A 23,793-nucleotide genomic window follows, 5' to 3' on the forward strand; every position below is an offset into this window, starting at 1 on the left:
CAAACCTCTGTATATTGAACAATATTTATGTCAAATACGGAGGTTTTTTATTATGGAATAAATATTCGTTAATTTTTCGGGATATAATTATTAAAAACATAAACTATGGGAATTAAGAGTAGTTGCCAAAAAAAGTGCAACCACACATATATATAAATGTTCATTAATGCTAATTAAAAGAACTATTACTGAGTTCTATATCATTATGTAGGGTAATCACTAAAAATTAGAATTATGGAAGATTATTTATAAGCTATAAGAGTATTGATTACAATCAACTTGTGTGTAAGCACCCCTTTGAGAAAAAAGAAACAACAATTGATTTAACAACCAATGTCTAATCATGGATTTTCGGACACAAAAAGAGTATTCCATCTTGATTTTAGAAACACTTTATATTATTTAATTACGCGTCTCAGCAAATCCGAAGTGCTGATTGTATATGAGATGAGTTATTTTCCTTTCGATGAGCTAGCAGTAAATGTCTTCTTTTAAATTGTATCGAAACGATATTAGAAAATTCATTTATCCTAACGTTTGATAAATCATATATAGAATGAGGATGCATATTTGGAGATGATGTTTTAGCAACTACGATTCTAAATCGCTTTTTACATCATTCCATAACGTTCAACATTAAAGGTGAATCATATCGTATGAAAGAAAAGAAAAAAACCGGTATTTAACCAGCCAATCATTTATCTATTTAATTATAAAATGAGAAATTTTATTCAGATATTATCGGAAATTTAAATTGATTAAAAAATTATTTAAAGTGAGAAGAAGAGTAAATTTATATATAATCAAATGAGTTCGTATGTATATAAATATGAGTTATAGTACATTTCGACAAATACAGTTGTCAAAATGAAATGTTTAGTTTACAATTTAATTAAAATATAAAAGGAGAACAAATATGAGGAATCGAATTAAAGAACTTCGAGCAAGATATAATATTAATCAGACGCAACTTGCTCAGAAGGCAATGGTTTCAAGGCAAACTATTTCTTTAATAGAAAGAAATGAACTTATACCATCTTTATTAACAGCAGTAAAAATTAGCAAAGTGTTTGATCAATCAATTGAAGAAGTATTTCTATTTGAGGAGGAAGAGTTATATTGAGAAATTTTAACTATATGAAATATATATTTTTAACGATGCTTATACTTTTTGTTATTCCAGAAGGTATATCTTTTATTATGAGATTCTCAAAGGAATTAAGTAATTATGATAATAAAGCTCTTATTGCAGTAATTTTGATGACAATATTCCTACAAATAATTCTAGCATGGTTTGTGACAAAAAATTTAAAAAGAGCTGCATCTAACAAAATTATATTAGACAGAGATGTGAGTGATATATCAGAAATTAATTACAATAAAAGTTTGAATTATTCAAATATATCTATCTCCTTAATTATTATTTTAAATTTAATTTGTTTATTTTTCATATCAAGTATTTTAGAAGAAATAAATAATAAGTTATTTTTGATGTTTATCCCATTATTCTTAACAATTTATTTTCTTACGATTTATTCAAAAAAAATTCAGGCTATTAATAGTACAGCTTTGAAAGAAAATGACATCGATTATATTGAGAAGTATATGGGTAATTTAGATGAAGGAGAAATATATATACATTTTAAAGTGCTATTCAAAAATTTTTACTTAAATAATACTTTATTATTTGCGGTGATTTTAATATTATCGATATATTCTTTAAATAATCATTTGGATTACTCGCTACCACTCATACTACTAATAATTCTTTTTAGTATTAATAATTTATATTATCAGTATCAATTAAAGAAAAATTATGAAAAGTAGATATGTATTGAGAAGGATTCGTTAATAATGTAAATTTACTAGCATTTAAAATTCATATAATTGGGAGAGGTTTTATGATTATCAAAGAAATAAATTTGCTTAGCAATGAAAAATTACAAAAAAAATTGCAAATAGTAAGTATCCCATTATTCTTAATATTATTTATTCTTTTTTGGATGATTTCCAATATAGAAAGCCCATATAAACGACTAGTGGTTCATGACATAAATGAGATATTTCTTTCAACAATTATTCTTGTGTCAATTTTTTTATTACATGAATTAATTCATGCAGTTCTATTTAAAATGTTTTGTCCTAGCTCAACAATAAAATTTGGATTTAAGAAAGGTATAATTTATACTGAATCTCTAGATTCTGAATATTCCGTAAAAAAATTCATTGTGAGTTGTGTTACACCCTTCATCATAATTTCATTATTATTGTTTTGCTTAAATTTCGTGAATATATTAACAGATAATCTATTTATACTTATTGCAACTTTACATGGAATAAGCTGTATAGGGGATTTTTACTGGATTTACATTTTGCGGAAATATGATAATAGAAAATATAAAGTCGTACCAACTAAAAAAGGTATAAATATTGTATATTAAAATATCGGTTCTGGTGCAAAAATAAAGTAAAAGAGAATAAAGCATATATATTCCTAACGGAATCGTATCTTATGCTACAAGTCCAAACAATTGATGGACGAATTCTTTCTGATTTTGGATAATCTGTTCTTTTTTAATCATATGTATGGGTTCTACTTCAGAAAGAATGGATATAGCTGTGTCAAGAGATTTGAGCCCTAGCATAGAACGGATACGCTTCTTTATAAAGCGATGATCTTGTTCTACTACATTATTCAAGTACTTTTGTTGTCTAAGTTGCATACCATCAGGTATGCTTTTTTCTTTTTTCACTGTTCAATTGCTATAGGATAAGCCGGATTCTTATCGACTGTTATCACACGTGGCTTTGAAACATGAAAAGACCGCAAAGCTTTCTTGAAAAAGCGCTTTGCAGCCTTTTGGTCTCTTGTTTTGCTTAGACAAAAATCAATGGTGTTTGCTTTCGAATCAACAGCACGGTACAGGTACATCCATTGCCCTGTAACTTTTACATATGTTTCATCAACTCTCCAAGAGTCATTGGTTTGCTTGAGGTGACGACGAATTCGTTTGTCCAATTCAGGGCCATACTGATGAACCCAACACATAATCGTAGTATGAGAAATAGATAAACCCCGTTTCTTCATCATTTCCACCAAATCAAGAAAACTGAGGTTATACCGTAAGTACCATCTTACTGTTAATAAAATTAAATCAGGCTGATAATGCTTCCATTTGAATAAATTTTCCTTTTTCATACTGATCACACACCTTTTCTAGAGTAGTAATATCAGTATGTCCAAGTTTTATAGATTTTTTGCACCAGAATCGACTGAAAGGAACTGGTTTTATAAAATTTTTTATGAGAAAGCAGCACCTAGTCTAATATATTCTTTGGTTACTATATACGGTAATGCTTTTAATACAAGATTAAGATTAATATTCATATAAAATATGTAAAATAACACGAATTATTTTACAGTTGATTTTAATAGGTAAGATTTGCATTTTTTAAATATCGGAACAGACTTGTGCGTTTTCCTGAGTTTTTGTATACAATTTTTAAGATTTCACTCTCCAAGTTTAAGTAAGATAGCTCTTTTGTCATGCAGTTTAGATCCTCTAACTTTATTTCTTTTTCCTACATCGTTGTAATCAAACTACTTTTTAATCCACTTATAAAGCGTTACTTGTAGTATGTAATCCTTTTACTTAATTCTTATTTATTATATGGATACTCCCTACTTGAAATTCATCGTAAGGAATTAAATAAGTTATGTTCATATGAACATAACTTATTTAAAGATTACACAATTAATTATTGTGTAATTCAAAAAAATACAAATTTGCGAACTGTGAAAAATAGTATTTCTACTATAACATATTAGTTGTATTTAACATTAAAGGAGGGATTTTACTATGAATCGTAATCAAATTATTGAAGAATTAGCAGAAAATCATCCAGCAGGGGCTAAACTAGTTGAAGTTTCTAAAGATGAATTATCACGCACTTATGGCGGTGGAGATGTTCAACCTGAAACTAGTCCTGCCTGTGCGGTTGGTGGAGCCGTTGCAGGTGGACTCTGGGTCGCTCATACAGTATCATATTGGAATTGCTAATTTGAAAATAAAATTCGATTAAAGAAAATCATCTAGCAGGGGCTAAACTAGTTGAAGTTTCTAAAGATGAATAATCACGCACTTATGGTGGTGGAGATGTTCAACCTGAATCTACTCCACCTTTCGCCTGTGATTATTCCTGTTGGTTCAGGCATTGCGACTGGTATTGCTGTTTCTAAATTTTTCTGCAGCATGGTGTCATGAATCTTCTGGTATTGGCTATCAATTATTACGTTTAGCATTTCCAGTTTCGTTTAATTCATTAAATTCCCGTAGATGAGTAAAAAATACATATTAAATTACAAATTTAATATGTATTTTTTGTGGAGCTTTTGTAGTAATTGTAATATCTCTTTAAAGATAAATTAGATTTAAAACCTATTTGCTGCATGACTTGATCAGGCGGAGTATTCCCTTGAATATTCCTTAAAATAAAGGTATTCCGAAAATGTTGAGCAGAAATTCCCTTTCGGAGATTAGCACGTTTCACTTCTAAACGAATCATTTTTTGTATTGAGATTTCGGTTAAAAATTTTGGTGCATCCTCCTCATAGCTCCAGTGATATGTCCCCCGGGTAAAATCAAAAGCAACAAATAACGGATCATTGCTGTGATATTTAGGACGTACAGGTTCAGGTATAGTTTTATAGTAATTATATAGGTATAATTTATCTTCTTCCTTCAAATTAATGATTCTATTTACTTTTGAGTCTTCAGGAATGGATAAAGTATTATTTTCGAAATGAACGTGTACCATTCGTAAAGAAACAAGCTCTTTCAAAGATAATCCATAATCCAGCAGTAATATAACGATAGAAACATTCCGCTCTAAGATCATTGGGCGTACGGATCGTTGTTTTTCTGTAAGGCCTTCTAGTGAAGAAATGACTTCCTTTAAGCGCTTTTCTTCCTCGAAAGAAACGAAATCCTCCCTACGTAATGCTCGATTAGGTGGATCTATATGAGTAGTCCCTTCAATTGGGCTTGGTAAATCTAAGTATCCGTACAGCCTATTTAAAACAATATATATACGATGTACAGTTTTATCGGAGTATTGACGATCGGCTTTTAAATGGTTAAAAAATGATTCGAAATCTTTTTTCTGTAGTGATTCCCAAATAGTATCGTTAGTAAACCTTTTTGATTGGTGCAGCCATTGAATCAAACTTTCCACATCATAGATGTATCGTTTGATTGTAGAAGATTTTCTTCCTTTGTTTGATAAATAAGAAGAAAAGCCTTCTATTGTATGTTGGATCTCTTTTGAAGTCATGTTATATTTTTCACTCCTTATCCTCATACCTTTTGACTACTCTGTAAAACGTAGGACTTGTCATATTGCATTTCTTCATAGCGTATAGCGCTGTAATCTTTCCTTGTTTCCAATCGTTATATACATCGATAAATTCCTGAGTGATTTTAGTTTTAGGTCTACCCAAATGCTTACCTTTTTTCTTTGCAACTTCAATACCCTCACGTTGACGAGTCTTTATTTTTGTTCGTTCTTCTTCAGCAAGCCAGGACAAGATTTGGAGTACCAAATCAGTAATAAGATTTCCTAAACTATCTTTATATTGAGTTGTATCTAAAAGTGGCATATCTAATACGACAATATGAGCTTGAATATTTTGGGTAATATCTTTCCACTCCTCAAGGATAGCTTCTTTATTTCTGCCGAAACGATCTAAGGAATGAATATATAAAATATCATCTTTTCTTAACATACGTTTTACGAGTTGATATTGATCACGATTAAAATCTCTTCCACTTTGTTTGTCGATAAAAATATCTCGTTCGTCAGTGATGAGTTGTTTCATTGCTTCGAGCTGCCGATCTTCATTTTGGTCTTTACTACTAACCCTTATATATCCGAATTTTCTTGTATTCAAAATAAATAGACATCCTTTCAAAAGTATTTCTAATAAAATTATATCAAATATACTTCAAAAGGTGTCATTAATTATTTATCACTTCAAAAGTATATTTTCAAACCTTTTGAAGCACTAAATCTATTAGGTTTTAATATACATCAAAAGGTGTACCTTTTGGAACATTTCTCTCTTTGTTTAGAATGATACAAACCGGTTTATTACTTAACAACACATTTTGTAGATTTTATGATAAATTAACTTAAATATGGAATAGTTTAGACAATAATGTTAAGGAAATGTGAATTTTTTTAAAAAAACAGAAAATAAAGATTTTTCATTGTATTCAAATTTATATGTTTGTGATATTATAAATTTGAATAAGCTAACATTTGGGGTTTGTTCCTAATAATTCCTTTTGTTTGATGATATAGGAGGTGGTCATTAAAATGAATTATACTTCACCAACTATTAAACTAGTAAGCTCTAAAGGTTCGGCATCATGTGCATGTGGTATATTGGCTGGAAGTGGAAGTAGTTAATAACTGATTAAACAGTTATTAAGAAATATGAGAAAAAGGAGGAATTCTAATGAATTATACTTCACCAACTATTAAACTAGTAAGTTCTAAAGGTTCAGCATCGTGTGCATGCGGATTGTTAGTAGGAAATGGGAATAGCTAATAACTGATTAAACAGTTATTAAGAAATATGAGAAAAGGAGGAATTCTAATGAATTATACCTCACCAACTATTAAACAAGTAAGTTCTAAAGGTTCAGCATCATGTGCATGTGGATTGTTAGTAGGAAATGGGAATAGCTAATAACTGATTAAACAGTTATTAAGAAATATGAGAAAAGGAGGAATTCTAATGAATTATACTTCACCAACTATTAAACAAGTAGGTTCTAAAGGTTCAGCATCATGTGCATGTGGAAGATTGGTAGGGAATGGGAATAGTTAATAACTGATTAAACAATTATTAAGAAATATGAGAAAAGGAGGGATTCTAATGAATTATACTTCACCAACTATTAAACAAGTAGGTTCTAAAGGTTCAGCATCATGTGCATGTGGATTGTTAGTAGGAAATGGAAATAGCTAATACTTAATATAATGTATACTTAACAAAATGAAAGAATAAGGATGCATTCTTTGAATACAAGTAATGTATCCTTATTTCTAGTCACTGATAAATTACTTAATAAGAATAGAGAAATATTATTTTATGAAGCTTGGGGGAATAAGTGTGGCGGTATTAATGAATAAAAAATTATTAGTAAAGAGGAAAGGAAACATAGCCGTTTATTCAAGGAAAGATGATTACATAGTTCATAATTTTATTCTAAATAGTTGGCTCGTATTAAATTCTAAAGAATATGAAGTTGCAGCTCATATATTATTTAATCAAGTTTCTTATAATGAAATTTTTGAAAAGCACGAAACATCGATGGTGAATAGAATAATTAATTTAATTAAACTTTATAAAATTGATTCTGATACAAATAGCGAGGAGCAAATAAGTAGTTTTACTAATAATGCTAAAAAAAATATTCCCTCAATCGTCTATTTTGTTACAACTTACACATGTAATTTAAGTTGCGTATATTGTTATGCAGAAAGTGGACCTAATAGAACTATGAAGGAAGATTTAACCACTGATGAGGCTAAAAAGGTTATTAGGGAAATAAAAGATTTAGGTACAAAAACTGTAGTGTTTACAGGGGGAGAAGCCTTTTTAAGAAAAGATTTATTTACTTTGATTGAATACTCAAATGAAGTGGGTTTGGAAGTTAAAATAATTACAAACGGTTCTTTTATAAGTAATATAGATATCGCTAAGAAGCTGTCTTCTCTTACAGAATTGATCACTATCAGTCTTGATTCTCTACAAGAAAATCAGCATGATAAAAATAGAGGGAGGGGCTCATGGAAAAAAGCAACGAAGGCTATTAAATTATTAATGGAAGCTGGTGGGAAATTAAAAATAAATCAAACGATCACAACAAATAATTTAGACTCGATTGATGATATGCTTCAGTTTACATATAAGAATGATATGAAAATTGTTGTAGTTCCGGCTTCATCATTAGGTAGAGGGAAACAGAATGAATATGAATTAGATTATGCTCAAAGATTAGATTTTGAAAATACAATTCTTAAAAATAGTCACAAACAAGGGCAAATTGCCAAGCAATTCTCTATTCAACAACATTGTGGCCATGGTTTGGGGGAATTTTCTGTAGATAGTAGAGGAAACGTCTATCCATGTAAATTAATGCATGATAACTCTTTTTATGCAGGGAACATAAAAGAAGAATCTCTCTCTAAAATATATTATCAATCAAAGTCTTTTCAAGAATCGAGGGAACGTCATGTTGATAATATACCGATATGTAAAGGCTGCTCTTTTAAGTATCTTTGTGGTGGAGGATGTAGAGCCATCCAATGGAGTGAAACTACAAAAATAGATGGTACAAATACACATGAATGTGTATTTATTAAAACTGCTTTTATCGAACAAATGTGGAGATACTTTAAATCGAATAAGGAGGTTACAGCATAATGGGGGAAAAAGTATATAATTTAAAAAAAGAAATATTTTTCGATAAAAATCCAGAAGGAATATTTATCCTAAGCCCTAAAGGAGAAACTTTAATTTTAGATGATGAAGTAGCTATGGTTATTTGGAAAGAATTCAATGAGAATTCGCATCTAAGTACTAAAAATCTAGTGGGAAAATTATTAATAGATTTTAACCTAGACGAAACATTTAAAGAAAGAGTCGAAAATGATGTAACTCGATTTTTTGCAGAATTATTAAATCATGGATTAATAGAGGAAAGGGATTATGAATTACACGAATCAATTCATTAAGAAGGCATTGGATTTAAATAAAAGCGTAAATATTATTATTGATGGGCCGTGTATGAGTCCTTTATTAAAAGACGGTGAAAGTGTCCAAGTGAAAAAGGAAAAAGCATATTGTAAGGGTGATATTATTCTATATGAAGATGGAAGAGGAAAGTTAATCTGTCATAGAATAAATTATAATGATGAGAATATAGTTATTACTTCTGGAGATAATAATTTGTTATTTGATCCGCCTATAAAATATATAGACATTTTAGGTAAAGTAATTATTAAACCTAATTCTTATCAGATTCCGAATTCGATTATATCCTTGGATTATAAAAACTATCTTTCATCGGAAATCGATAAGGTACACTCTAAAATAGCCTTATTAGAGAAGGAAACAAAGGTGAATTCAAATAATGAATTTAGATTTGTTGGTTCCTTACCTTCAAAAAAACAAATGCTTATTTTAATTAGGGGACTTAATTTCACTGACCTTTCAAAGGACTCAAACCTACATTTGGATGGTCATGTATTAATATGAGGAGGCTGTCCAAAATTCGAGAGAATCGGATTTTGGACAGCCTTTTCTTTGATTTAAACAAATAATAATAAATGAATAGAAAAAAGGATTTTTCATGTACATGATTTCTAATGTTAAAATTACTTCTTGGGATCCAATAAGGGTAGTGAAGTAGTTTGGTTGATCCGAAATTCTGAGTTTTGTTAAAATCAAAATTTATCCTTAAATTATAAAGACATACTAGTATTAGTATGTCTTTATAGTAACTATTCAATATCTAATCATAGACTTAATTAAAGTGCGGCACTTTTGTTTTGTCTTTGGTGTGGTTCAAGGTTAACTGTACGAATATCTTTGTCAATTAACGGGAATAAAGCCCAGGCAATCACCCAAGAACCGGATAATATGTAAACAACCCCTATACCTAAATGATCACTTAGATATCCACCAAGGATTGATATTAAAGGGACTATAATGGCGGATATTGCTATAGCTAGAGACATAATTCTACCTCTAAATTTATCTTCAACACAAATTATCATAAACGAATTAAAAGTAATTCGTAGTATAGTCCCTGAAGAGAGGACTAACATATTTAACATAATGCCCAAAACTGTACTATGTGTTACGCCCATTAATACTGTTGCAGTTCCGTTTATAAGTAAACTTGTTGTAAGTAAGGAAGAGGATCTGAATTTATTTGTTAATTTACCTATTATTAAGCCTACAAGAATTGAACTAAGTACACCAAACATATTAAAAAAACCAAAAGTGGCTGATGAACCCTGATAATGTGTACTTACTAAAACAACCAATAGAGAAGAATTTAGCATAGCTATATTTAATACACATGATAAAATAATCAATTTTAATAATGGACGATTGTCTTTCAATAGTTTAAACCCATCTAACAGTTCATTAAAAAAATGGTTCTTATTTACCTTTTTTTTCTCTTCTTTTTTTTCTTTAAATTGCTCGTTTTTTATTATGTTCTCTGTTGAATCATTTTTTATTAAAAATAGTAACATAACTGCTGCAAGAAAATATAAACCCGAATGTATAAACATGACACCAGCAAATGATATAATAGCCAACAGACCTCCGCCTAAACTGTTTCCTATCAATGCAGCTGTATTACTGGATGAAGATATATATCCATTAACTTTTACAACATTTTCCTCACCCACAAACAATGGTATAAGTCTATTCTTTGAAGTTCCCTCTAACATCATACAACAGGTGTGAACTATTATAGCTAAATAGATATAGATTACGATGAAAGAGTCAAAAAAGAAATAAATAGGAGTAAAGAGGATGCCTACTATTCCTAATATACAAAATGATAATTGCATTGAATTTAGGGGATTAAATCTATCGGAAAAAACCCCTATAAGTGGGGATAAAAAAATTTGAACAGTAAAGCTAATCGCTGTAACTAGTGATGCAGAGAGTGCCGAACCTGTTTGATGATAAACATACCAAAAAAGAATAACCTGAAATATACTATCGGCTAGATTTGTTAAAAATTGATTTGTAGTAATAACTGCTATATTTCTGTTAATATTGTATCACTCCTTCACATATTATGGGTAACGAAAGGTTAACTTTGTAAATTATTAAGAATGCGTCAAGTTATTTCCGAAAATTCAGATTAATATAATTATATTTTGATTTGAATATTTTGTAAAGTAATAAAGGCTAAAGCTAGGTTTTATGTTTAATGTAGTTTTAAAAGAAATGTGTACCTTTTAATGTGCTATGTACATATCTATTCCTATTCAACCCCAAAAATTTTTTGAATATTCCTAACGTTGGGGATTACAGCATAACATGTTGTATATAAAATAAGTCCCAAAACTTTACTTTTTGGTACATTTATAAATGAAATAATTACAAAATAATAGATTTGTTTTACTTTTTATGGATTTTAGTTATATATTTTTTTAGTTTAAGTATTTCACAAGGGGTGTTTTAATTGGCGGATGAAATTATTCAAAGAAAAGACATAACTGCAACGGTAGGGGATTTTTCAAGTGGTTTAACGGATTATTTAGTACATTTAGATTTACCATGTGAAAGTATTTTAGTTGATCCTGATGAGCGTACAGTTGTTATTAATAATCTCCCTAATATTGTTACAAGGTTGAATGATCAACAAAAAACTGAAGCTATGTACATTTCTAAATTTATAGCAGCATGTGGTGCAGGGTTATTTGATGCTGCTATAAATTTTTTATGGAATGAAACTGTAGTAAATTTAAGAAACAAGGTAATTCGATTTGATATGGATTATTTTTTAAGTACAGTAGTTACTGATCCTAAAAGACGTAAGAATTTTAAAACTGAGGAAGACTTAGTGAAATTAGATGATTGGGAATTAGTAAAAGGATGTAAAGATACGGGAATTATCACTCAAATTGGTTTTAAACATCTTGATTATATTAGAGATATGAGAAATCATGCGAGTGCAGCACATCCTAATCATAATGATCTTGACGGTTTACAAATATCAAGCTATTTACAGACTTGTATTAAAGAGGTTTTAGCGAAAGAACCAGAAGGTCCAGTTTTAGAAATTAAAAGATTATTACATAATATAAGAACAGAGGTTTTAAATGAGACAGATATTCCTCCTATATTATCAAATATTACAAAGCTACCAGTAGATTTAGTTGACTCACTTGTAAGAGCAATTTTTGGAATGTATTTAGATTCGGAAATTGAAGTGACAGTCAGAAATAATATAAAATTATTAGTACATTGTATTTGGGATAATTCTTCTAAACAGGCCAAACAAGATATAGGATTGAAATACGCTGTGTTTTCAGTAAATGCAGATTTAGAAAGAAAAAAATTATCTCATGAATTTTTATCATTAGTGGATGGTTTATCTTATTTGTCTGAGGATCAAATAGCTGTTGAGATTGATAGTTTATTAGATTCTTTACATACTGCACATTATGGTTGGGATAACTTTTACAATGAACCTAAGCATATTAGAATGATTTCAAAGTATGTTCCTCAATCTGGTGATATTCCTATTTCAGTTTTAGATAAATATGTTAAAACTATAATTACTTGTAGATTAGGAAATAGTTATGGGGTTTCTAGAGATGCTGTAGGACATTATGATGAACTTATACAAAAATTCCAGGAGGAACACTTTAAAGTTTTTGTTGGCTTGCTTCAAGATACTGATATTATTTCTAAATTAGAAATTACTTCATGTGCTAATTTGTATAAAAAATTGGATGAAGACTTTTCTATGAAACCTATACAGAATAAGGAATTAAAAAAATTCTTAGAACGATTATCAAGTGCTACTGTAAAATTGCTACCTAAAATTCATCGTGATGAAAGATTTCCAAAAATTATTAATGCTATTAATCAATAATAAAAATCATTAAATGTTATATGTTATTTCTATAAAAAGTAAAAGTAAGTTTATCTCTTTTTATAATTTGTAAAACAAACTGTTAAATGTCTAAATAATAACCCACTGATATCGTGTATACGTACCGATATCAGTGGGCTTTATGGGTTTAACATTTTGTATGTTTTGTAAAACTCATTTTTCTTTGTAACCTTTAAATATTTTAGAAAAGATGTACCTTTTTAGAATGTTATTTATGTATAGTTACTTATATTTATCATCTTGATACATTGGTAATGCTTGTAAGTTTGTTTATAGCACAATTGAAAATAAAAGATAAAGCCATATTTTATAAAGAATGTGCTATTCCAAAACAATAAACAAGAGAAAAATGCACAAATTTTACAGAAACTTTTATTTCGTCAGTAAAACTAATGGTAGAATGTTATTGAAAGATAGGGTTATATTGGTAAATTTACTATTAAGTATTAGAAGTGTTTTAAAGAATTAGTTAGATAGGGTGTGTATTGGTGAGAAAGAGAATAAAAAGAAAAAATTATCAAATTGAAAAAGAAGGTGAGCAAATACAAAAGGATAGATTATCTTATTTACAAGATACTGCATGGATTTTCACAATTCTCACAGGAGCCATCTATTTTTTCTCTTATTCTTTTCAAAAGGGAATTAGAGATTACTATGGTATAGATGATATTAGTTTAAGTGATCTAGATGTACCTTTAATTGTTAGTTCTGTATATGAAGTTTCTTCTTTGATACTCAGGGTATGTGTTTTATATTTTATTTCAAGAATTATAATTTGGTTTGCAACTTTTATGTTCAACATACTGGATGCAAGGCAAAATGCTCCTAAAAAAGAAACTTTTATAAGGGTGAAATTAGAAAGCTTTTATTCAAAAATAGGTGAGTTTTCAAATTCAATTATTGAAACAGACTTAAATAAAGTTGGTAATTTTAAGGAAGTAATAGGAATAATCTATGATAAGAAAGAGTTTGCCTCTATAAATGCAATTACAAATGGAATTTTTCTTATGCTTGTCCTTGGCTATCTACCATTTTTAGTATTAAAGGATTCGTATAATTTTAATGTAGCTAATCTATTAGGGATGAGAGTATGGATACTTTTTTTTATCTTACTAGTAATGTTACTATTTTTATTTATGGTACTTTCCCTAAAAAAGTTGAAGTCAGGAACAATTAAAAATGGACTTTTAAAGCTATGTTTAAGAGGTATAGTCGCTATTTATAGAAGAAACCCATTGGCTTATATTTGGAAGCTATGTAACTGGGGAATAAGAGGGATTATAATCATTACAATTGGTATAGGTTCATCTTGGGTTTTCTTTCAATATGGATATACAAAAGCTGAGAAAAAAGAAGATTATACAATTGTACAATACCAGGGGAAAGAATTTGTTATGTTAGATAAAGATAAAAATAGAATGCTTGTATCCCCCCTTACAATAAATAATAATCACTATATGATGTCAAAAAATGAAGTTCAATTAATTGAATTTAAACAAGATAAAGCTGACTCTATTATATTTAAAGGGAAAAGTTTAGTTGGTGGTTTGCAGGTATCTCCTAATGAGAGGGAGGAGAGATTGAAGGAATTAGATAAAAGTATCCAGAGTGTCCCTGTTTTAAGAAATTTAATTCCAATTAGTTTGCTAATTGATAAATAGCATATGTTTAGAAAATTAACTTAATTAATGGATGTTTTTTTAGCTAAGGAATAAATGAGAAGACTCATCTTGGATTTTTGTTGATTTGAAAACCAAAAAGAACTTGTAGGGATTCCTACAAGTTCTTTTTTTGATAATGTAAAAAGTTGAAACAGACTATCTCATAATTTGAATCGGAGCAAACACTATAACCACGGGTTAATTTTATTATATACAAAATCTTAACATATGCACTTTTTATATTTGAAAATTATGTGAATTAAGAAAGTAAGATATTGCAACGGGTTATCAATCCCTAAAATTACCAATTGTTTATTTCGTACAAAACACTTTAAATCAATATCGACATCACAATAAATTATGAAAAATATAAGTATAGGTAAATAGAGAAGAATGGTGCATTCTTACAGAAATATATATATTTATATTTAAGATTAATTAACTATAAGAAAATCAATTTCACGTTATAACTAACTATAATTCTTGAATATATGTAAATGGAATTGTCTTATTTTTTTGTTTATGTGATAAAGAAATTAGGTATAGGAATATTATACAAACCTTTGTTTTAAATATTTTAACTATGAATCAATGTATGGGATGATGGTTACAGTATTCAACTGTTGCTTAGTTAATTTCTCATTTATTATATAAATTTTATATAGCAAAGAAAAAAAGCATCCGCTATGGATGCTTCCTCTAAAAATTTCTTGATACAAGTTCGTCTTAAGGCTCTTTCTTCATGAGAAGTATTTAATTTTTAAACTTTTTCTAATATTGGAAACCACTATTTGTAATCCAATCCATATTTTATTGATACCATTATAGTTACAGGTATGCTAAGATTCATTTGAAACATTGCTTTTGGGAATTCAATTGCCATTATAATCGCAATTTATTTTCAACAAACTGATTGGGTTTTAACCCAAATTGCGGTTTTATTCCGCGGTCCTTAACAAATTGTTAAGGACCTTTTTTATTTGTCTTTTAGTTGCGAAAAAATAAATTTTCATAATGGGTGTTGTTAAAATTATTAGCTTGATGGTCATGTAGCGAAACAAAAAGGAGTGTATAGAGGGAGATTGAAGAAATACACGGATAAACACTCAGATATGAATCATACGATTGAATTACGGGAGCACACCAATAAAACAGTGAAAAAAAATATGCCAAATTATAGGTGTGAGCCAGGCCGCCCTGTATCCTAGATTAAAAGAACTTGAATAAAGTTCTTTTTTAATTTGTAATTAAAACCCAGAGTGGCCACTCATACCCAGAATCGTTTCCGTACCCCTTATATATTTTTTTCTTTAATAATTAAGTTAATTTCATGGTGTTTTATTGTAATTCTTTTTTCTATTCTAATATAATTAGGGTTCTCTAAAGAAAAACGAATACTAGCTAAAGCGGTTATTAAATATGAAATTTTAGATGATTTTTTTCTTAAAAGATCATCTAAAACAGTTGTTTTTAAAGGCATCCAAATTGAAAATACAGCTATAGAAATGAATACGATCATTATAAGAAAGTAAGCTACTGCATCTGATAAAGTATTAATACCACCATGATTAAAAATCCAGGCATTAAGCCCAGACCATACTGGTATAGAAAATAAAAAGAATATTCCTCCATAAGTTGATATAGTTGTGAGAATGTTTTGTTTTTCTTCCGTCTCTTTCCTCTTTTCCAAAGATTTTATTAGAAATTCCAAAGAATTTTTATTACGTTCTTCATTATCACAAACTAGAATTCGTTCTTTAAACAAATAAGATCGAATAATAAAATAAATGAAAATTCTCCAATTACTACTTTTAAATGTAATACCATATTTATTAGTAGAAAAAAGTTCTGCTGGATATACTATGAATTCATATAAAATAAACATAGATAAACTTATATAAACAGAAATATAGATTAAATAAATATAAATATAATCATACATACCATTTCTTAAACCAAAGTTTATATATAATAATCCAAAAACTACAATACCACCAATAGTTAAACTACAAGCTACAATAATTAAATTTTTTAAAAAATGTTTATAAACTAAATTCCATAGGCTTAAATTTTTTTCATAAAAAGATAGCAACTGTTCTTCAAACATTTAAATATAAACACTCCTTAAATTTAAATTCTTTAAAATAAAACGTAATACAATATACCTCGCTAACAAGCTGTGTGTATATTGTATTACGTTTTAAAGTAAGGAACAATATATACATATAGATTTTTTTATAAAAAACCCTCTTAAAACAATTAACATAAATCACCATATAACGACTTGAACAATGACGTTTAAGAGACCATTTTCATACCTTGGATGTGTTCTTTGCTTCGAATTCAATTATGAGTTGCTTTTTATCCATTCACTTTTCAATCCCTTTATTTTCAGTAATTTGAATGTATACTTTTTTGCTGTTTTTAGAACATCAATGAAATTAGATGAAAGTTAATGTTTAAGCGGAAATGAAAGTAAACCTTTGGCTAAAAGTTTACATTGGAGTTTTGAATCATTTATAACTAATTTTGTAATAAATTTCTCAATATAGATATACTTGTTAAGTATGGTTCTAATATTCAAAATTAACAAAAAATAAATTATAATAAAAATATGATGGTTATCCTTTTGTTTACTCCTTGTGCTAAAGATAAGATCGTGTTCGCCGATCTTATCTTTTTTTATTTGTGATTTTTGATAGGCGTATCACCAACATTTTAACGAAAATATACGCTAAGCAAAATTCAACATGAAAAAACGTTGATTTTACTACTCTAAGAGAATCATCTGATCTCAAAAACGTATGTATTTGAGACAAGTGCGTTCCAATGTAAAAGGTGCTGAAAAGAGCCTAAATAGTGTCTCAAAACTCATCCTTAAATCAAAAACTCAATTCAAATCGTGTTATTGAGTTTTGAGAATCCCTTAGCGTATAAAAAAGTTAAAATGTGCGTGCTACCCCTTAAATCACTTAATCTCTAAAATCATTGCTAGATCGATTGCATAATTCGTGCGAGTTCTTTTTCTAAAGCAGCGGGCTCGTTTGCATAATTGTAAATCCCTAAAAACTTCTCTATAGCCTCTGGATGGGAACTGATTAGCTTGTTGACAGCATCCTGTTGTTCAGATATGCGTTCATTCTTCGAAATTTGGCATCCCATGTGAAACCGAACCATAAACTCATCTTCTATTGCCTTTTGATATTCTTCAGACATTTGATTTGATTGATCGGATTGTCCCTTATATTTTGATAGAATATTGGATAATATACGTGCTCCACATATAGCATCATGGATACCCTGCGCCATGCCAGGATCTTTAAAACAAACTGCATCTCCAACCAACGCCCATCCTTTTCCCATTCCTTTATACCAGTAATTATCATATCCGAGAATGCCTTTGACCGGTTCTACTAGTTCTGCATTTTTCAAGCGCGCCCCAATTGTTGTATTCGGAAAGTTATCTGTAAAGAAATTGCGTAGACAGATTTCCGGATTTAATTTCAACCGTTCTATCAATTCCTTATTTTCTAATGGGAAAATGCCGACAATTACATATAAATCATCATTCGTTGGAAAGAGAATGGCTGTGTTATCTTTTATCTTGTATACTTCAAATTTAGGGACATTATCGTGGCGAAATCCAGAGAAATACCCGAAATAGATGCCGACTGTTGCCGGAATACTTATTTTGAGTTCACTTTTTACCAGCTTGCGAATAATAGAGGATCGGCCGTCTGCCCCGACTACCAGGCGAGCTAAAAATTCTTGTTTCTCGTTGTCGCCGTCTAAACCTTTCACGCCTATCACTGTTTCGTCATCACGGATGACATCCGTCACACGAAATCCTTCTAAAACAGTTACATTCATTTGGGATTTGGCTTGTTCAAGTAGAATATGATCGAGATAAGTTCTTCTAATACAATAACAACTTTCCTCTCCGTAAACCTCAGGGATGAGACCTTCTATCACGGTATCCTCAAATTGAAATTTAATATCCCGTACCGGCGGTACTTTTGTTTCCAATAACTTGTCCAGGACACCGGTTTCTCGAAGAAGAGCGACAGTATTATTGAAAAAGGTATGGGTTGATAATGTGTCCCTTGGAAAATTCGCTCGGTCCACTAACAACACATGGAAACCTGCCTTAGCAAGATAAATTGCCAGGGTAGAGCCGGCACATCTAGCACCGGTAATGATGACATCATACGTCTTATTCATCGTATCACTCCATTTTCAAGTATAATTATTAGCTTGCTTATCCATTAGCAGAGTTCTAAAGTTAATGCCCCTACGAGTTAAAGTAATGGGGAAAATTGATAAGAATGCACTACATACATAAAGTATGGAAGCTAAAACGAAATAAGTACAGCAAATTCTCACCTGCTATACAATTAAAAAGAATTTGTGGTAAAAATCGGAATGATAATTTAAGTATTAAATAAAGGTCCGTTTACTTGTCTCGTGAAGAGTTAATAGGGGTATCGCCAGCATTTCGGAAAAAAAATACGCTAAGCAAAAAATACAATAAGCTGTCCATATGGACAGCTTATTTACATAATTTACGATATAGGAAGTAAATGTGACACCTTTGTTCAAGTATCTATCTCTTTAAAATAAAGGGATATTTTTTGTACGTGTTTTTAATCACAAAAAATATTTTGTCAAAAATACTTTACTAATTGTAAGAAATAAATTATAATCATTTCAAGAGGTGGTACTATTGTTACATAATAAAATTGTAGTTTGTCGAGCAGAAAGAGGATGGTCTCAAGAGGAACTGGCAAAAAGAGTGGGTGTTAGTCGTCAAACTATCGCTACTCTTGAAAAAAATAAATATAATCCCTCTTTAATTCTTGCTTTTAAAATTGCAAATGTATTTGGAAAGTCAATAACTGACGTATTTGATTATCAGGAGGAGTGATACAGATGTTGTGGTTAAAATCTTTATCTTTAGTTTTAATATTCATCAGTCAGATGTATGTAATAAAATTTCAATCAAGCGATGAAGCAAAAGATGAAAGAGGGAGAGAAATTCAATATAAAACCAATAATATGTTGTACAACATATTATATTTAGGTATCATTGCCATTATTATTTTTCAATTGATAGATATTGTTCCTTTAGAATTTATACCTGATTTATTGTTATATTTTGTACTTTTATTAAGTGTGTTAGGTAGTATTTTGATATTTATCAATAGAAACAAGGAAAATTACTAATATAAGTTAGGTTTTTTATTAGACGATTGAACAAAGAATCATGTATATCATATACATGATTGGTTAACATAACGTCTCATTATCGGGAGCAATGAAAAAGGGGAATCCTTACTCTCAGAAGGAATCCCCTTTTTTATTTTCTATAAAACTATTCATCTTTTTATACATTCCTATTATGGCGCGGTTTTAGGTTTCTCGTTTATTACTGTATTAGCCGAAAAACTGTATAAAATTTTGTATGTTCTTAGCTTACTTTTTCTAAAAATACTGGCGATACTCCTATAAGTATTTGTATGTCGATTTTATAATTTTACTTTACATCTATTATATTAGAAAATTGCAGTTTCATCGTATTATAAAAAGCATCCGTACATATAACGGCGCTATTTGACGGGTCAATATCAACAACAGTCATATAACCTGAGAGTAGATAACCGTCCTCATAATATGTAATCATTATTTCTTCTTCTGATACTAAGGAACATAATAGCATGTTCTCAATCAGTTCTTTTTCTTCAGCGGTTAAGATCGGCCGAGTTACTTTGTTTTTCTCCTTGATGATTTCACGAATACCAACAAACTGTTCAGGCATTGCTGCGAACGGAGACCATTTGATCATTCCTCTTCCTTTTGGCATATTGACGTTACTCATGCCTTATGCCCCCCTATCAGTGAGTTTCTGTGTCTAGCTGTAGCGCTATGTGTATAGAAAATCCCACGTAAAATACTGTTCTTCCCAAACCTTGTGCGTATTTCATCCATTACTTTTGTTAGCTTCATTTCTTGTTCTCGTTGCGTGATATTATCGAAAAGAGAAATTTGTTCCTCCCCTTCCCGAATTAGATTCGTTAGAGAAATGTTTATGCTGCGGATGGGTTCTCCAGTATATTGTTCATGTAAAAAATATGTACAAATCTTATAAATATCCATTGTTAAGTTAGTAGGACGGCTTAAAGTATGTGTTTTTCTAATCCCATCGTTATAACTTTTGCTATAACCAACAGAAAATTGTACGGTTTGAGCAAGTTTATTTTGTCTTCTAAGGCGATAACAGACTTCTTCAATATGTTCCAATAGAACAATTGGGAATTCTTCTATTGTATAGTCACGCATTAGAATTTGGCTTTTTCCGATTGAAGTTTTAGCAGGGACGTATTTCTCCGAAATACGGCTGAAGTCGATGCCATTACTATGTAAGTGCAATTCTTTACCTATCTTGCCGAAACTCTGTTTTAAATATTTAAGAGGGGAATTGGCTAAATCTTCGATTGAATGTATTCCCTTTCGATTCAACTTTTCTTCCGTTTTGTACGAAATGCCCCAAAATTTATTAAGTGGTCGTATACCCCATAATTTCGTAAGGACATCTTCATACTTCCAAAGAGCAATCCCGCCTTTGTTCTTCTTTGCTTCAATATCTAAAGCAATCTTATTCATTAGAGGGTTCGGAGCAATTCCGATGGTACATTCAATGCGTGTATGTTCATATATTTCACGTTTGAATTTCATAGCAAATTCATAGGGATCGTTAGCAAATAAATGAATGCTATCAGTAACGTCCAACAGAAATTCATCTATGGAATATTGGTGGAAATTCTCATAAGGAACGTATTGTAAAGCTAACTTTGTTATGTAATTAGAGCATTTTATGTAAGTATTCATAATCGGATTCACAACAAGAATATCTTTTCTTTGAGGAATCTCGTAGAGCCTTGCCGTCTTCTTTATGCCCAGGGCTTTTAAGGGTGGTGTTGCAGCAAGAACGATTGAACCATTTCTATTTACATCGCCGACTACAGCTAACTTTGTATGCATGGGATCAAGTCCCATTTTGATGCAACTCACTGAAGCGTAAAAACTGCGTAAATCAACACATAAGATGATTCTATTCGGTAGGATTGAATAGTCATACACTGTAATTCCCCCTTAAATATAAAAGAACGTTTGTTCTTGTTATAAAGGAACTTAAGTTCCTTTATAAAGAGAGTTTAATTAAAAAATCACATACAGAAATTAAAAAGAACCTGAAGGGTTCTTTTATTGATATTTTATTTTGTATATTCTATGGTCTTACGCCATCGAGAGATTAGGCGAAATATCCAAGAATCCAGAGAAAAAATCTACTACTTCAAAAATGTATGAAACTATAGCGCTACAGCAGACGAATCTTCTATATTCGAAGACGGAATTAATGAATAAAGATGTTAAAGAGTTTGAGATTAGTGAGTTTCCTGTAAAGTTATATAGTCTTAAAGATCTATTAGATGGTATAGAAGATCTTAATATAAAATTCCGGTATAAAGTCATAGTTTATCGCTATCTGAAGCAACAAGGTATTCCAAAGATAAAGGTGAAATCACTTATACGATATAGAAGAGAAGATTTAGAAAATACAGCTGTGTTTTCGCTACCATTAGTGGTAGATAAAAAAGAAATACTATTAAGTGTTGAAAAAATTCTAAAGTAGAAGATATAATTCACTAGGTTCTTATTATACGAGAGCTGTTTATATAATAAAGGGGGTACATGGTACATAATGAAAAAAAAGAAAATAAGAAATGAGGAAAGAAAAGGAGGTAAAGTTCCTAAGATAACTAAACTGGAACGTGTAAAAAATAGTCCATACTATGTTGAATATTGGTTAAATGGAGAGGTTGAATTGAAACCGATTAATGAAACCAATTATTATGACGCTTGCGAAAGGGCTTTTGAAATCCTAAAAAACGAGAAGGATTTGAAATTAAAAAAAGATGCGAGTATAAAACTAGTAGACAACAGGAAAACATTGGAGTATTCCTTAAAGTGGAAAAAACATCCACCTCTATCGGGTGATGGAGGTTATTTCACGAATTTTGAACTGGGGTCACAAGAGGATAAAAAAGAGACTGAAGTTAAACCTGAGACTCATTTTATACGTAAATATGGAATACCCTTAACTGTATTTGCATTTGGGATGTTAATGATTTTGATTCCATGGTTTTTAAATGTAATAGGCTTATCAGAAGAAGAGTTCTTTAAAGAAGAAATGTTGAAAAACAAATATTATTGGTTTGTGGTAGCTCTATTTTATGGGATTGTTTCGTCTTTTGCTAAGGCAGAAGGGATGAAAAGTGCAAAAAGTAGGGGAAGTATTCTCTATTATAATTTCATACTAGATTCACCAATTTGGTTAGGAGCGATAATGACCATGAGTGTTTTTTATGAAACAAATGCATTCGGAGATAAAATTTGTATGAAAATAGGTGCTGGTTTAATTGTATTTATCCTTTTAGTATTTAGACTGGCGATAAATTATACAACTGAAGTGGACAAGTATTATAAAGATAAATTTAATAAAAAATCTTAATGAAATAAAAGGACTCTGGAGTGAAAGGAGTCCTTTTATTTGTAATAATAGTGAATAATTTAGATGAACTATATATGTTTATTATAAAAGTAACATATAAAAGGAATTATCATTCTTTATTCTGACAAAATCCAGCAAAGACCGTACGAGTTTCGTCGATGAATTCTTAAAGGGTTCATCCCTTCTATATTGAAATTCTCTAATAGGAGGTGGCATAGCGCTATGTCAAAAGCAGAGATAGTATATACCAGCAATGAGGTCTATAGTCGTTTAGGGATAAGTGGAAGCACTCTGAGAAAGTATTCGGATGTTCTTGAACGTGAAGGATTTGATGTAAGAAAGAATACTCGAGGAAGAAGGGAATATACTGAGTTTGATGTTGTACTCATTGAACAGTTAGTAGAGTTGAGTAAGCAAGATGGTATGACTTTAGAAAAAGCTGCGAAAATGATTGCAAAGCAGTTTGGAATTGATAATAAGAAAGAGGAATCCCAGGGGACAGATCTAGTTCCATATCAAATGCAGTATCAATTCCAGCAACAATATAGCGCTATGATAGAAGAAATTAATAAGGTACAGCAAGCTAACCTATTAGAAATGGAAAAGAGACTCGGTGATCGTATAGATCAAAGAAACAAATTAATCGAGGAAGATATGAATGATCGTAAGGAACGTGAAAAAAGGATAGAAAAGAGGTTAGAACTAAGGGATGATAATCTTATGAAGATGGTCAGAGAGATTCAAGATGCAAAACGTACTATTGTATCCGCCCAGGAAGAAATAGCAGCAGCCAAAAAGAAATCCTGGTGGAAGTTTTGGAAATGAGTACATTCATTGT

General features: G+C 30.1%; 23 protein-coding genes and 2 pseudogenes. 17 read left to right on the forward strand and 8 right to left on the reverse strand.

The features are described 5' to 3' along the window. Positions 1 to 596 precede the first annotated feature (596 nt). The 4 genes from AC241_RS35960 (at position 597) to AC241_RS31375 (ending at position 2,441) form a co-directional block, all read left to right on the forward strand. The gene (locus AC241_RS35960; RefSeq protein ID WP_329957887.1) at positions 597 to 686 is read left to right on the forward strand and encodes an ATP-binding protein; all 90 of its coding nucleotides are present in this window, start codon (positions 597 to 599) and stop codon (positions 684 to 686) included. Between the two features lie 230 nt (positions 687 to 916). Beyond that, the gene (locus tag AC241_RS31365; protein WP_013450127.1) at positions 917 to 1,123 is read left to right on the forward strand and encodes a helix-turn-helix transcriptional regulator; all 207 of its coding nucleotides are present in this window, start codon (positions 917 to 919) and stop codon (positions 1,121 to 1,123) included. A gap of 14 nt (positions 1,124 to 1,137) precedes the next feature. Continuing rightward, entirely contained in the window at positions 1,138 to 1,827 is a 690-nt protein-coding gene (locus tag AC241_RS31370) for a DUF3169 family protein (protein WP_155417093.1), read from the forward strand. 74 nt (positions 1,828 to 1,901) lie between these two features. Beyond that, the gene (locus AC241_RS31375) at positions 1,902 to 2,441 is read left to right on the forward strand and encodes a DUF3267 domain-containing protein (protein WP_013450129.1); all 540 of its coding nucleotides are present in this window, start codon (positions 1,902 to 1,904) and stop codon (positions 2,439 to 2,441) included. Between the two features lie 69 nt (positions 2,442 to 2,510). Here the strand turns inward: AC241_RS31375 and AC241_RS31380 are convergent. Then, a pseudogene (locus AC241_RS31380) lies at positions 2,511 to 3,199 on the reverse strand (IS6 family transposase). Between the two features lie 661 nt (positions 3,200 to 3,860). Here AC241_RS31380 and AC241_RS31385 point away from each other — a divergent pair. After that, positions 3,861 to 4,061, forward strand: coding sequence for a mersacidin family lantibiotic (locus AC241_RS31385; protein WP_013450107.1), 201 nt, complete (start codon positions 3,861 to 3,863; stop codon positions 4,059 to 4,061). A 51-nt stretch (positions 4,062 to 4,112) separates the two neighbouring features. Beyond that, complete coding sequence (locus AC241_RS34550) at positions 4,113 to 4,265, forward strand: hypothetical protein (protein WP_155417094.1); 153 nt, start codon at positions 4,113 to 4,115, stop codon at positions 4,263 to 4,265. A gap of 103 nt (positions 4,266 to 4,368) precedes the next feature. Here AC241_RS34550 and AC241_RS31390 read toward each other — a convergent pair whose 3' ends face one another. Next, the gene (locus AC241_RS31390) at positions 4,369 to 5,334 is read right to left on the reverse strand and encodes a tyrosine-type recombinase/integrase (protein ID WP_050845647.1); all 966 of its coding nucleotides are present in this window, start codon (positions 5,332 to 5,334) and stop codon (positions 4,369 to 4,371) included. A 10-nt stretch (positions 5,335 to 5,344) separates the two neighbouring features. Beyond that, complete coding sequence (locus tag AC241_RS31395; RefSeq protein WP_050845648.1) at positions 5,345 to 5,950, reverse strand: recombinase family protein; 606 nt, start codon at positions 5,948 to 5,950, stop codon at positions 5,345 to 5,347. A 1,230-nt stretch (positions 5,951 to 7,180) separates the two neighbouring features. Here AC241_RS31395 and AC241_RS31400 point away from each other — a divergent pair. The 3 genes from AC241_RS31400 to AC241_RS31410 are packed head-to-tail and all read left to right on the forward strand — an operon-like array spanning position 7,181 to position 9,331. Continuing rightward, positions 7,181 to 8,497: a radical SAM/SPASM domain-containing protein gene (locus tag AC241_RS31400; RefSeq protein ID WP_196303452.1), complete on the forward strand. Its 1,317-nt coding sequence runs from the start codon at positions 7,181 to 7,183 to the stop codon at positions 8,495 to 8,497. Next, the gene (locus tag AC241_RS31405; protein WP_050845650.1) at positions 8,497 to 8,808 is read left to right on the forward strand and encodes a PqqD family protein; all 312 of its coding nucleotides are present in this window, start codon (positions 8,497 to 8,499) and stop codon (positions 8,806 to 8,808) included. The genes AC241_RS31400 and AC241_RS31405 overlap by 1 nt, the downstream gene beginning before the upstream one ends. Next, a complete protein-coding gene (locus AC241_RS31410) occupies positions 8,783 to 9,331 on the forward strand; it encodes a S24/S26 family peptidase (RefSeq protein ID WP_050845651.1) in 549 nt (182 codons plus the stop codon). The genes AC241_RS31405 and AC241_RS31410 overlap by 26 nt, the downstream gene beginning before the upstream one ends. 272 nt (positions 9,332 to 9,603) lie before the next feature. Here AC241_RS31410 and AC241_RS31415 read toward each other — a convergent pair whose 3' ends face one another. Then, entirely contained in the window at positions 9,604 to 10,872 is a 1,269-nt protein-coding gene (locus AC241_RS31415; RefSeq protein ID WP_080990961.1) for an MFS transporter, read from the reverse strand. Positions 10,873 to 11,285: 413 nt separating this feature from the next. Here AC241_RS31415 and AC241_RS31420 point away from each other — a divergent pair, with 413 nt between their 5' ends. From AC241_RS31420 to AC241_RS36140, 3 genes and pseudogenes are all read left to right on the forward strand, one after another. Next, positions 11,286 to 12,704 (forward strand): hypothetical protein, encoded by a 1,419-nt coding sequence (locus AC241_RS31420; RefSeq protein ID WP_155417095.1) that lies wholly within the window; start codon positions 11,286 to 11,288, stop codon positions 12,702 to 12,704. Between the two features lie 509 nt (positions 12,705 to 13,213). Then, the gene (locus AC241_RS35585) at positions 13,214 to 14,386 is read left to right on the forward strand and encodes a hypothetical protein (RefSeq protein ID WP_230690650.1); all 1,173 of its coding nucleotides are present in this window, start codon (positions 13,214 to 13,216) and stop codon (positions 14,384 to 14,386) included. Positions 14,387 to 15,435: 1,049 nt separating this feature from the next. Continuing rightward, positions 15,436 to 15,613: pseudogene (locus AC241_RS36140) on the forward strand (recombinase family protein); the annotation flags it as partial. Between the two features lie 67 nt (positions 15,614 to 15,680). On the opposite strand, the gene AC241_RS31430 reads toward AC241_RS36140, so the two are convergent. Continuing rightward, complete coding sequence (locus tag AC241_RS31430; RefSeq protein WP_000461370.1) at positions 15,681 to 16,493, reverse strand: hypothetical protein; 813 nt, start codon at positions 16,491 to 16,493, stop codon at positions 15,681 to 15,683. 884 nt (positions 16,494 to 17,377) lie between these two features. Next, positions 17,378 to 18,607 carry an NAD(P)/FAD-dependent oxidoreductase gene (locus AC241_RS31435; RefSeq protein ID WP_050845653.1) on the reverse strand — a complete coding sequence of 410 codons (1,230 nt, stop codon included), beginning with the start codon at positions 18,605 to 18,607 and terminating at the stop codon, positions 17,378 to 17,380. A 502-nt stretch (positions 18,608 to 19,109) separates the two neighbouring features. On the opposite strand from AC241_RS31435, the gene AC241_RS31440 reads away from it, so the two are divergent. Both AC241_RS31440 and AC241_RS31445 read left to right on the forward strand, forming a co-directional pair. Then, positions 19,110 to 19,310: a helix-turn-helix transcriptional regulator gene (locus tag AC241_RS31440; protein WP_050845654.1), complete on the forward strand. Its 201-nt coding sequence runs from the start codon at positions 19,110 to 19,112 to the stop codon at positions 19,308 to 19,310. 5 nt (positions 19,311 to 19,315) lie between these two features. Next, positions 19,316 to 19,609 carry a hypothetical protein gene (locus AC241_RS31445; RefSeq protein WP_050845655.1) on the forward strand — a complete coding sequence of 98 codons (294 nt, stop codon included), beginning with the start codon at positions 19,316 to 19,318 and terminating at the stop codon, positions 19,607 to 19,609. Positions 19,610 to 19,919: 310 nt separating this feature from the next. Here the strand turns inward: AC241_RS31445 and AC241_RS31450 are convergent, their stop codons facing one another. Then, on the reverse strand, positions 19,920 to 20,261 hold the full coding sequence (locus AC241_RS31450; protein WP_050845656.1) for a YolD-like family protein: 342 nt from the start codon (positions 20,259 to 20,261) through the stop codon (positions 19,920 to 19,922). Then, positions 20,258 to 21,523 carry a Y-family DNA polymerase gene (locus AC241_RS31455; RefSeq protein WP_050845657.1) on the reverse strand — a complete coding sequence of 422 codons (1,266 nt, stop codon included), beginning with the start codon at positions 21,521 to 21,523 and terminating at the stop codon, positions 20,258 to 20,260. The genes AC241_RS31450 and AC241_RS31455 overlap by 4 nt, the downstream gene beginning before the upstream one ends. 277 nt (positions 21,524 to 21,800) lie before the next feature. Between AC241_RS31455 and AC241_RS31460 the strand changes: the two genes are divergently transcribed. From AC241_RS31460 to AC241_RS31470, 3 genes are all read left to right on the forward strand, one after another. Continuing rightward, positions 21,801 to 22,076: a MerR family transcriptional regulator gene (locus AC241_RS31460; RefSeq protein ID WP_196303453.1), complete on the forward strand. Its 276-nt coding sequence runs from the start codon at positions 21,801 to 21,803 to the stop codon at positions 22,074 to 22,076. Between the two features lie 69 nt (positions 22,077 to 22,145). Then, a complete protein-coding gene (locus AC241_RS31465) occupies positions 22,146 to 22,955 on the forward strand; it encodes a hypothetical protein (RefSeq protein ID WP_050845659.1) in 810 nt (269 codons plus the stop codon). 222 nt (positions 22,956 to 23,177) lie between these two features. After that, positions 23,178 to 23,780, forward strand: a complete 603-nt coding sequence (locus tag AC241_RS31470) for a DUF3967 domain-containing protein (RefSeq protein ID WP_050845660.1) — start codon at positions 23,178 to 23,180, stop codon at positions 23,778 to 23,780. Positions 23,781 to 23,793 lie beyond the last annotated feature (13 nt).

The sequence above is a fragment of the Bacillus thuringiensis genome, from assembly GCF_001182785.1.
In the GTDB taxonomy this organism is placed as follows: Bacteria; Bacillota; Bacilli; order Bacillales; family Bacillaceae_G; genus Bacillus_A; species Bacillus_A thuringiensis_S.

What these genes read in the sequence shown, in the direction of transcription:
- AC241_RS31430 (WP_000461370.1), bottom strand. Translation starts at nt 16,493, where the DNA reads ATGTTTGAAGAACAGTTGCTATCTTTTTATGAAAAAAATTTAAGCCTA.
- AC241_RS31450 (WP_050845656.1), bottom strand. Translation starts at nt 20,261, where the DNA reads ATGAGTAACGTCAATATGCCAAAAGGAAGAGGAATGATCAAATGGTCT.
- AC241_RS31465 (WP_050845659.1), top strand. Translation starts at nt 22,146, where the DNA reads ATGAAAAAAAAGAAAATAAGAAATGAGGAAAGAAAAGGAGGTAAAGTT.
- AC241_RS31435 (WP_050845653.1), bottom strand. Translation starts at nt 18,607, where the DNA reads ATGAATAAGACGTATGATGTCATCATTACCGGTGCTAGATGTGCCGGC.
- AC241_RS31385 (WP_013450107.1), top strand. Translation starts at nt 3,861, where the DNA reads ATGAATCGTAATCAAATTATTGAAGAATTAGCAGAAAATCATCCAGCA.
- AC241_RS31370 (WP_155417093.1), top strand. Translation starts at nt 1,138, where the DNA reads ATGAAATATATATTTTTAACGATGCTTATACTTTTTGTTATTCCAGAA.
- AC241_RS31445 (WP_050845655.1), top strand. Translation starts at nt 19,316, where the DNA reads ATGTTGTGGTTAAAATCTTTATCTTTAGTTTTAATATTCATCAGTCAG.
- AC241_RS31365 (WP_013450127.1), top strand. Translation starts at nt 917, where the DNA reads ATGAGGAATCGAATTAAAGAACTTCGAGCAAGATATAATATTAATCAG.
- AC241_RS31460 (WP_196303453.1), top strand. Translation starts at nt 21,801, where the DNA reads ATGAATAAAGATGTTAAAGAGTTTGAGATTAGTGAGTTTCCTGTAAAG.
- AC241_RS31390 (WP_050845647.1), bottom strand. Translation starts at nt 5,334, where the DNA reads ATGACTTCAAAAGAGATCCAACATACAATAGAAGGCTTTTCTTCTTAT.
- AC241_RS31470 (WP_050845660.1), top strand. Translation starts at nt 23,178, where the DNA reads ATGTCAAAAGCAGAGATAGTATATACCAGCAATGAGGTCTATAGTCGT.
- AC241_RS31375 (WP_013450129.1), top strand. Translation starts at nt 1,902, where the DNA reads ATGATTATCAAAGAAATAAATTTGCTTAGCAATGAAAAATTACAAAAA.
- AC241_RS31410 (WP_050845651.1), top strand. Translation starts at nt 8,783, where the DNA reads ATGAATTACACGAATCAATTCATTAAGAAGGCATTGGATTTAAATAAA.
- AC241_RS31405 (WP_050845650.1), top strand. Translation starts at nt 8,497, where the DNA reads ATGGGGGAAAAAGTATATAATTTAAAAAAAGAAATATTTTTCGATAAA.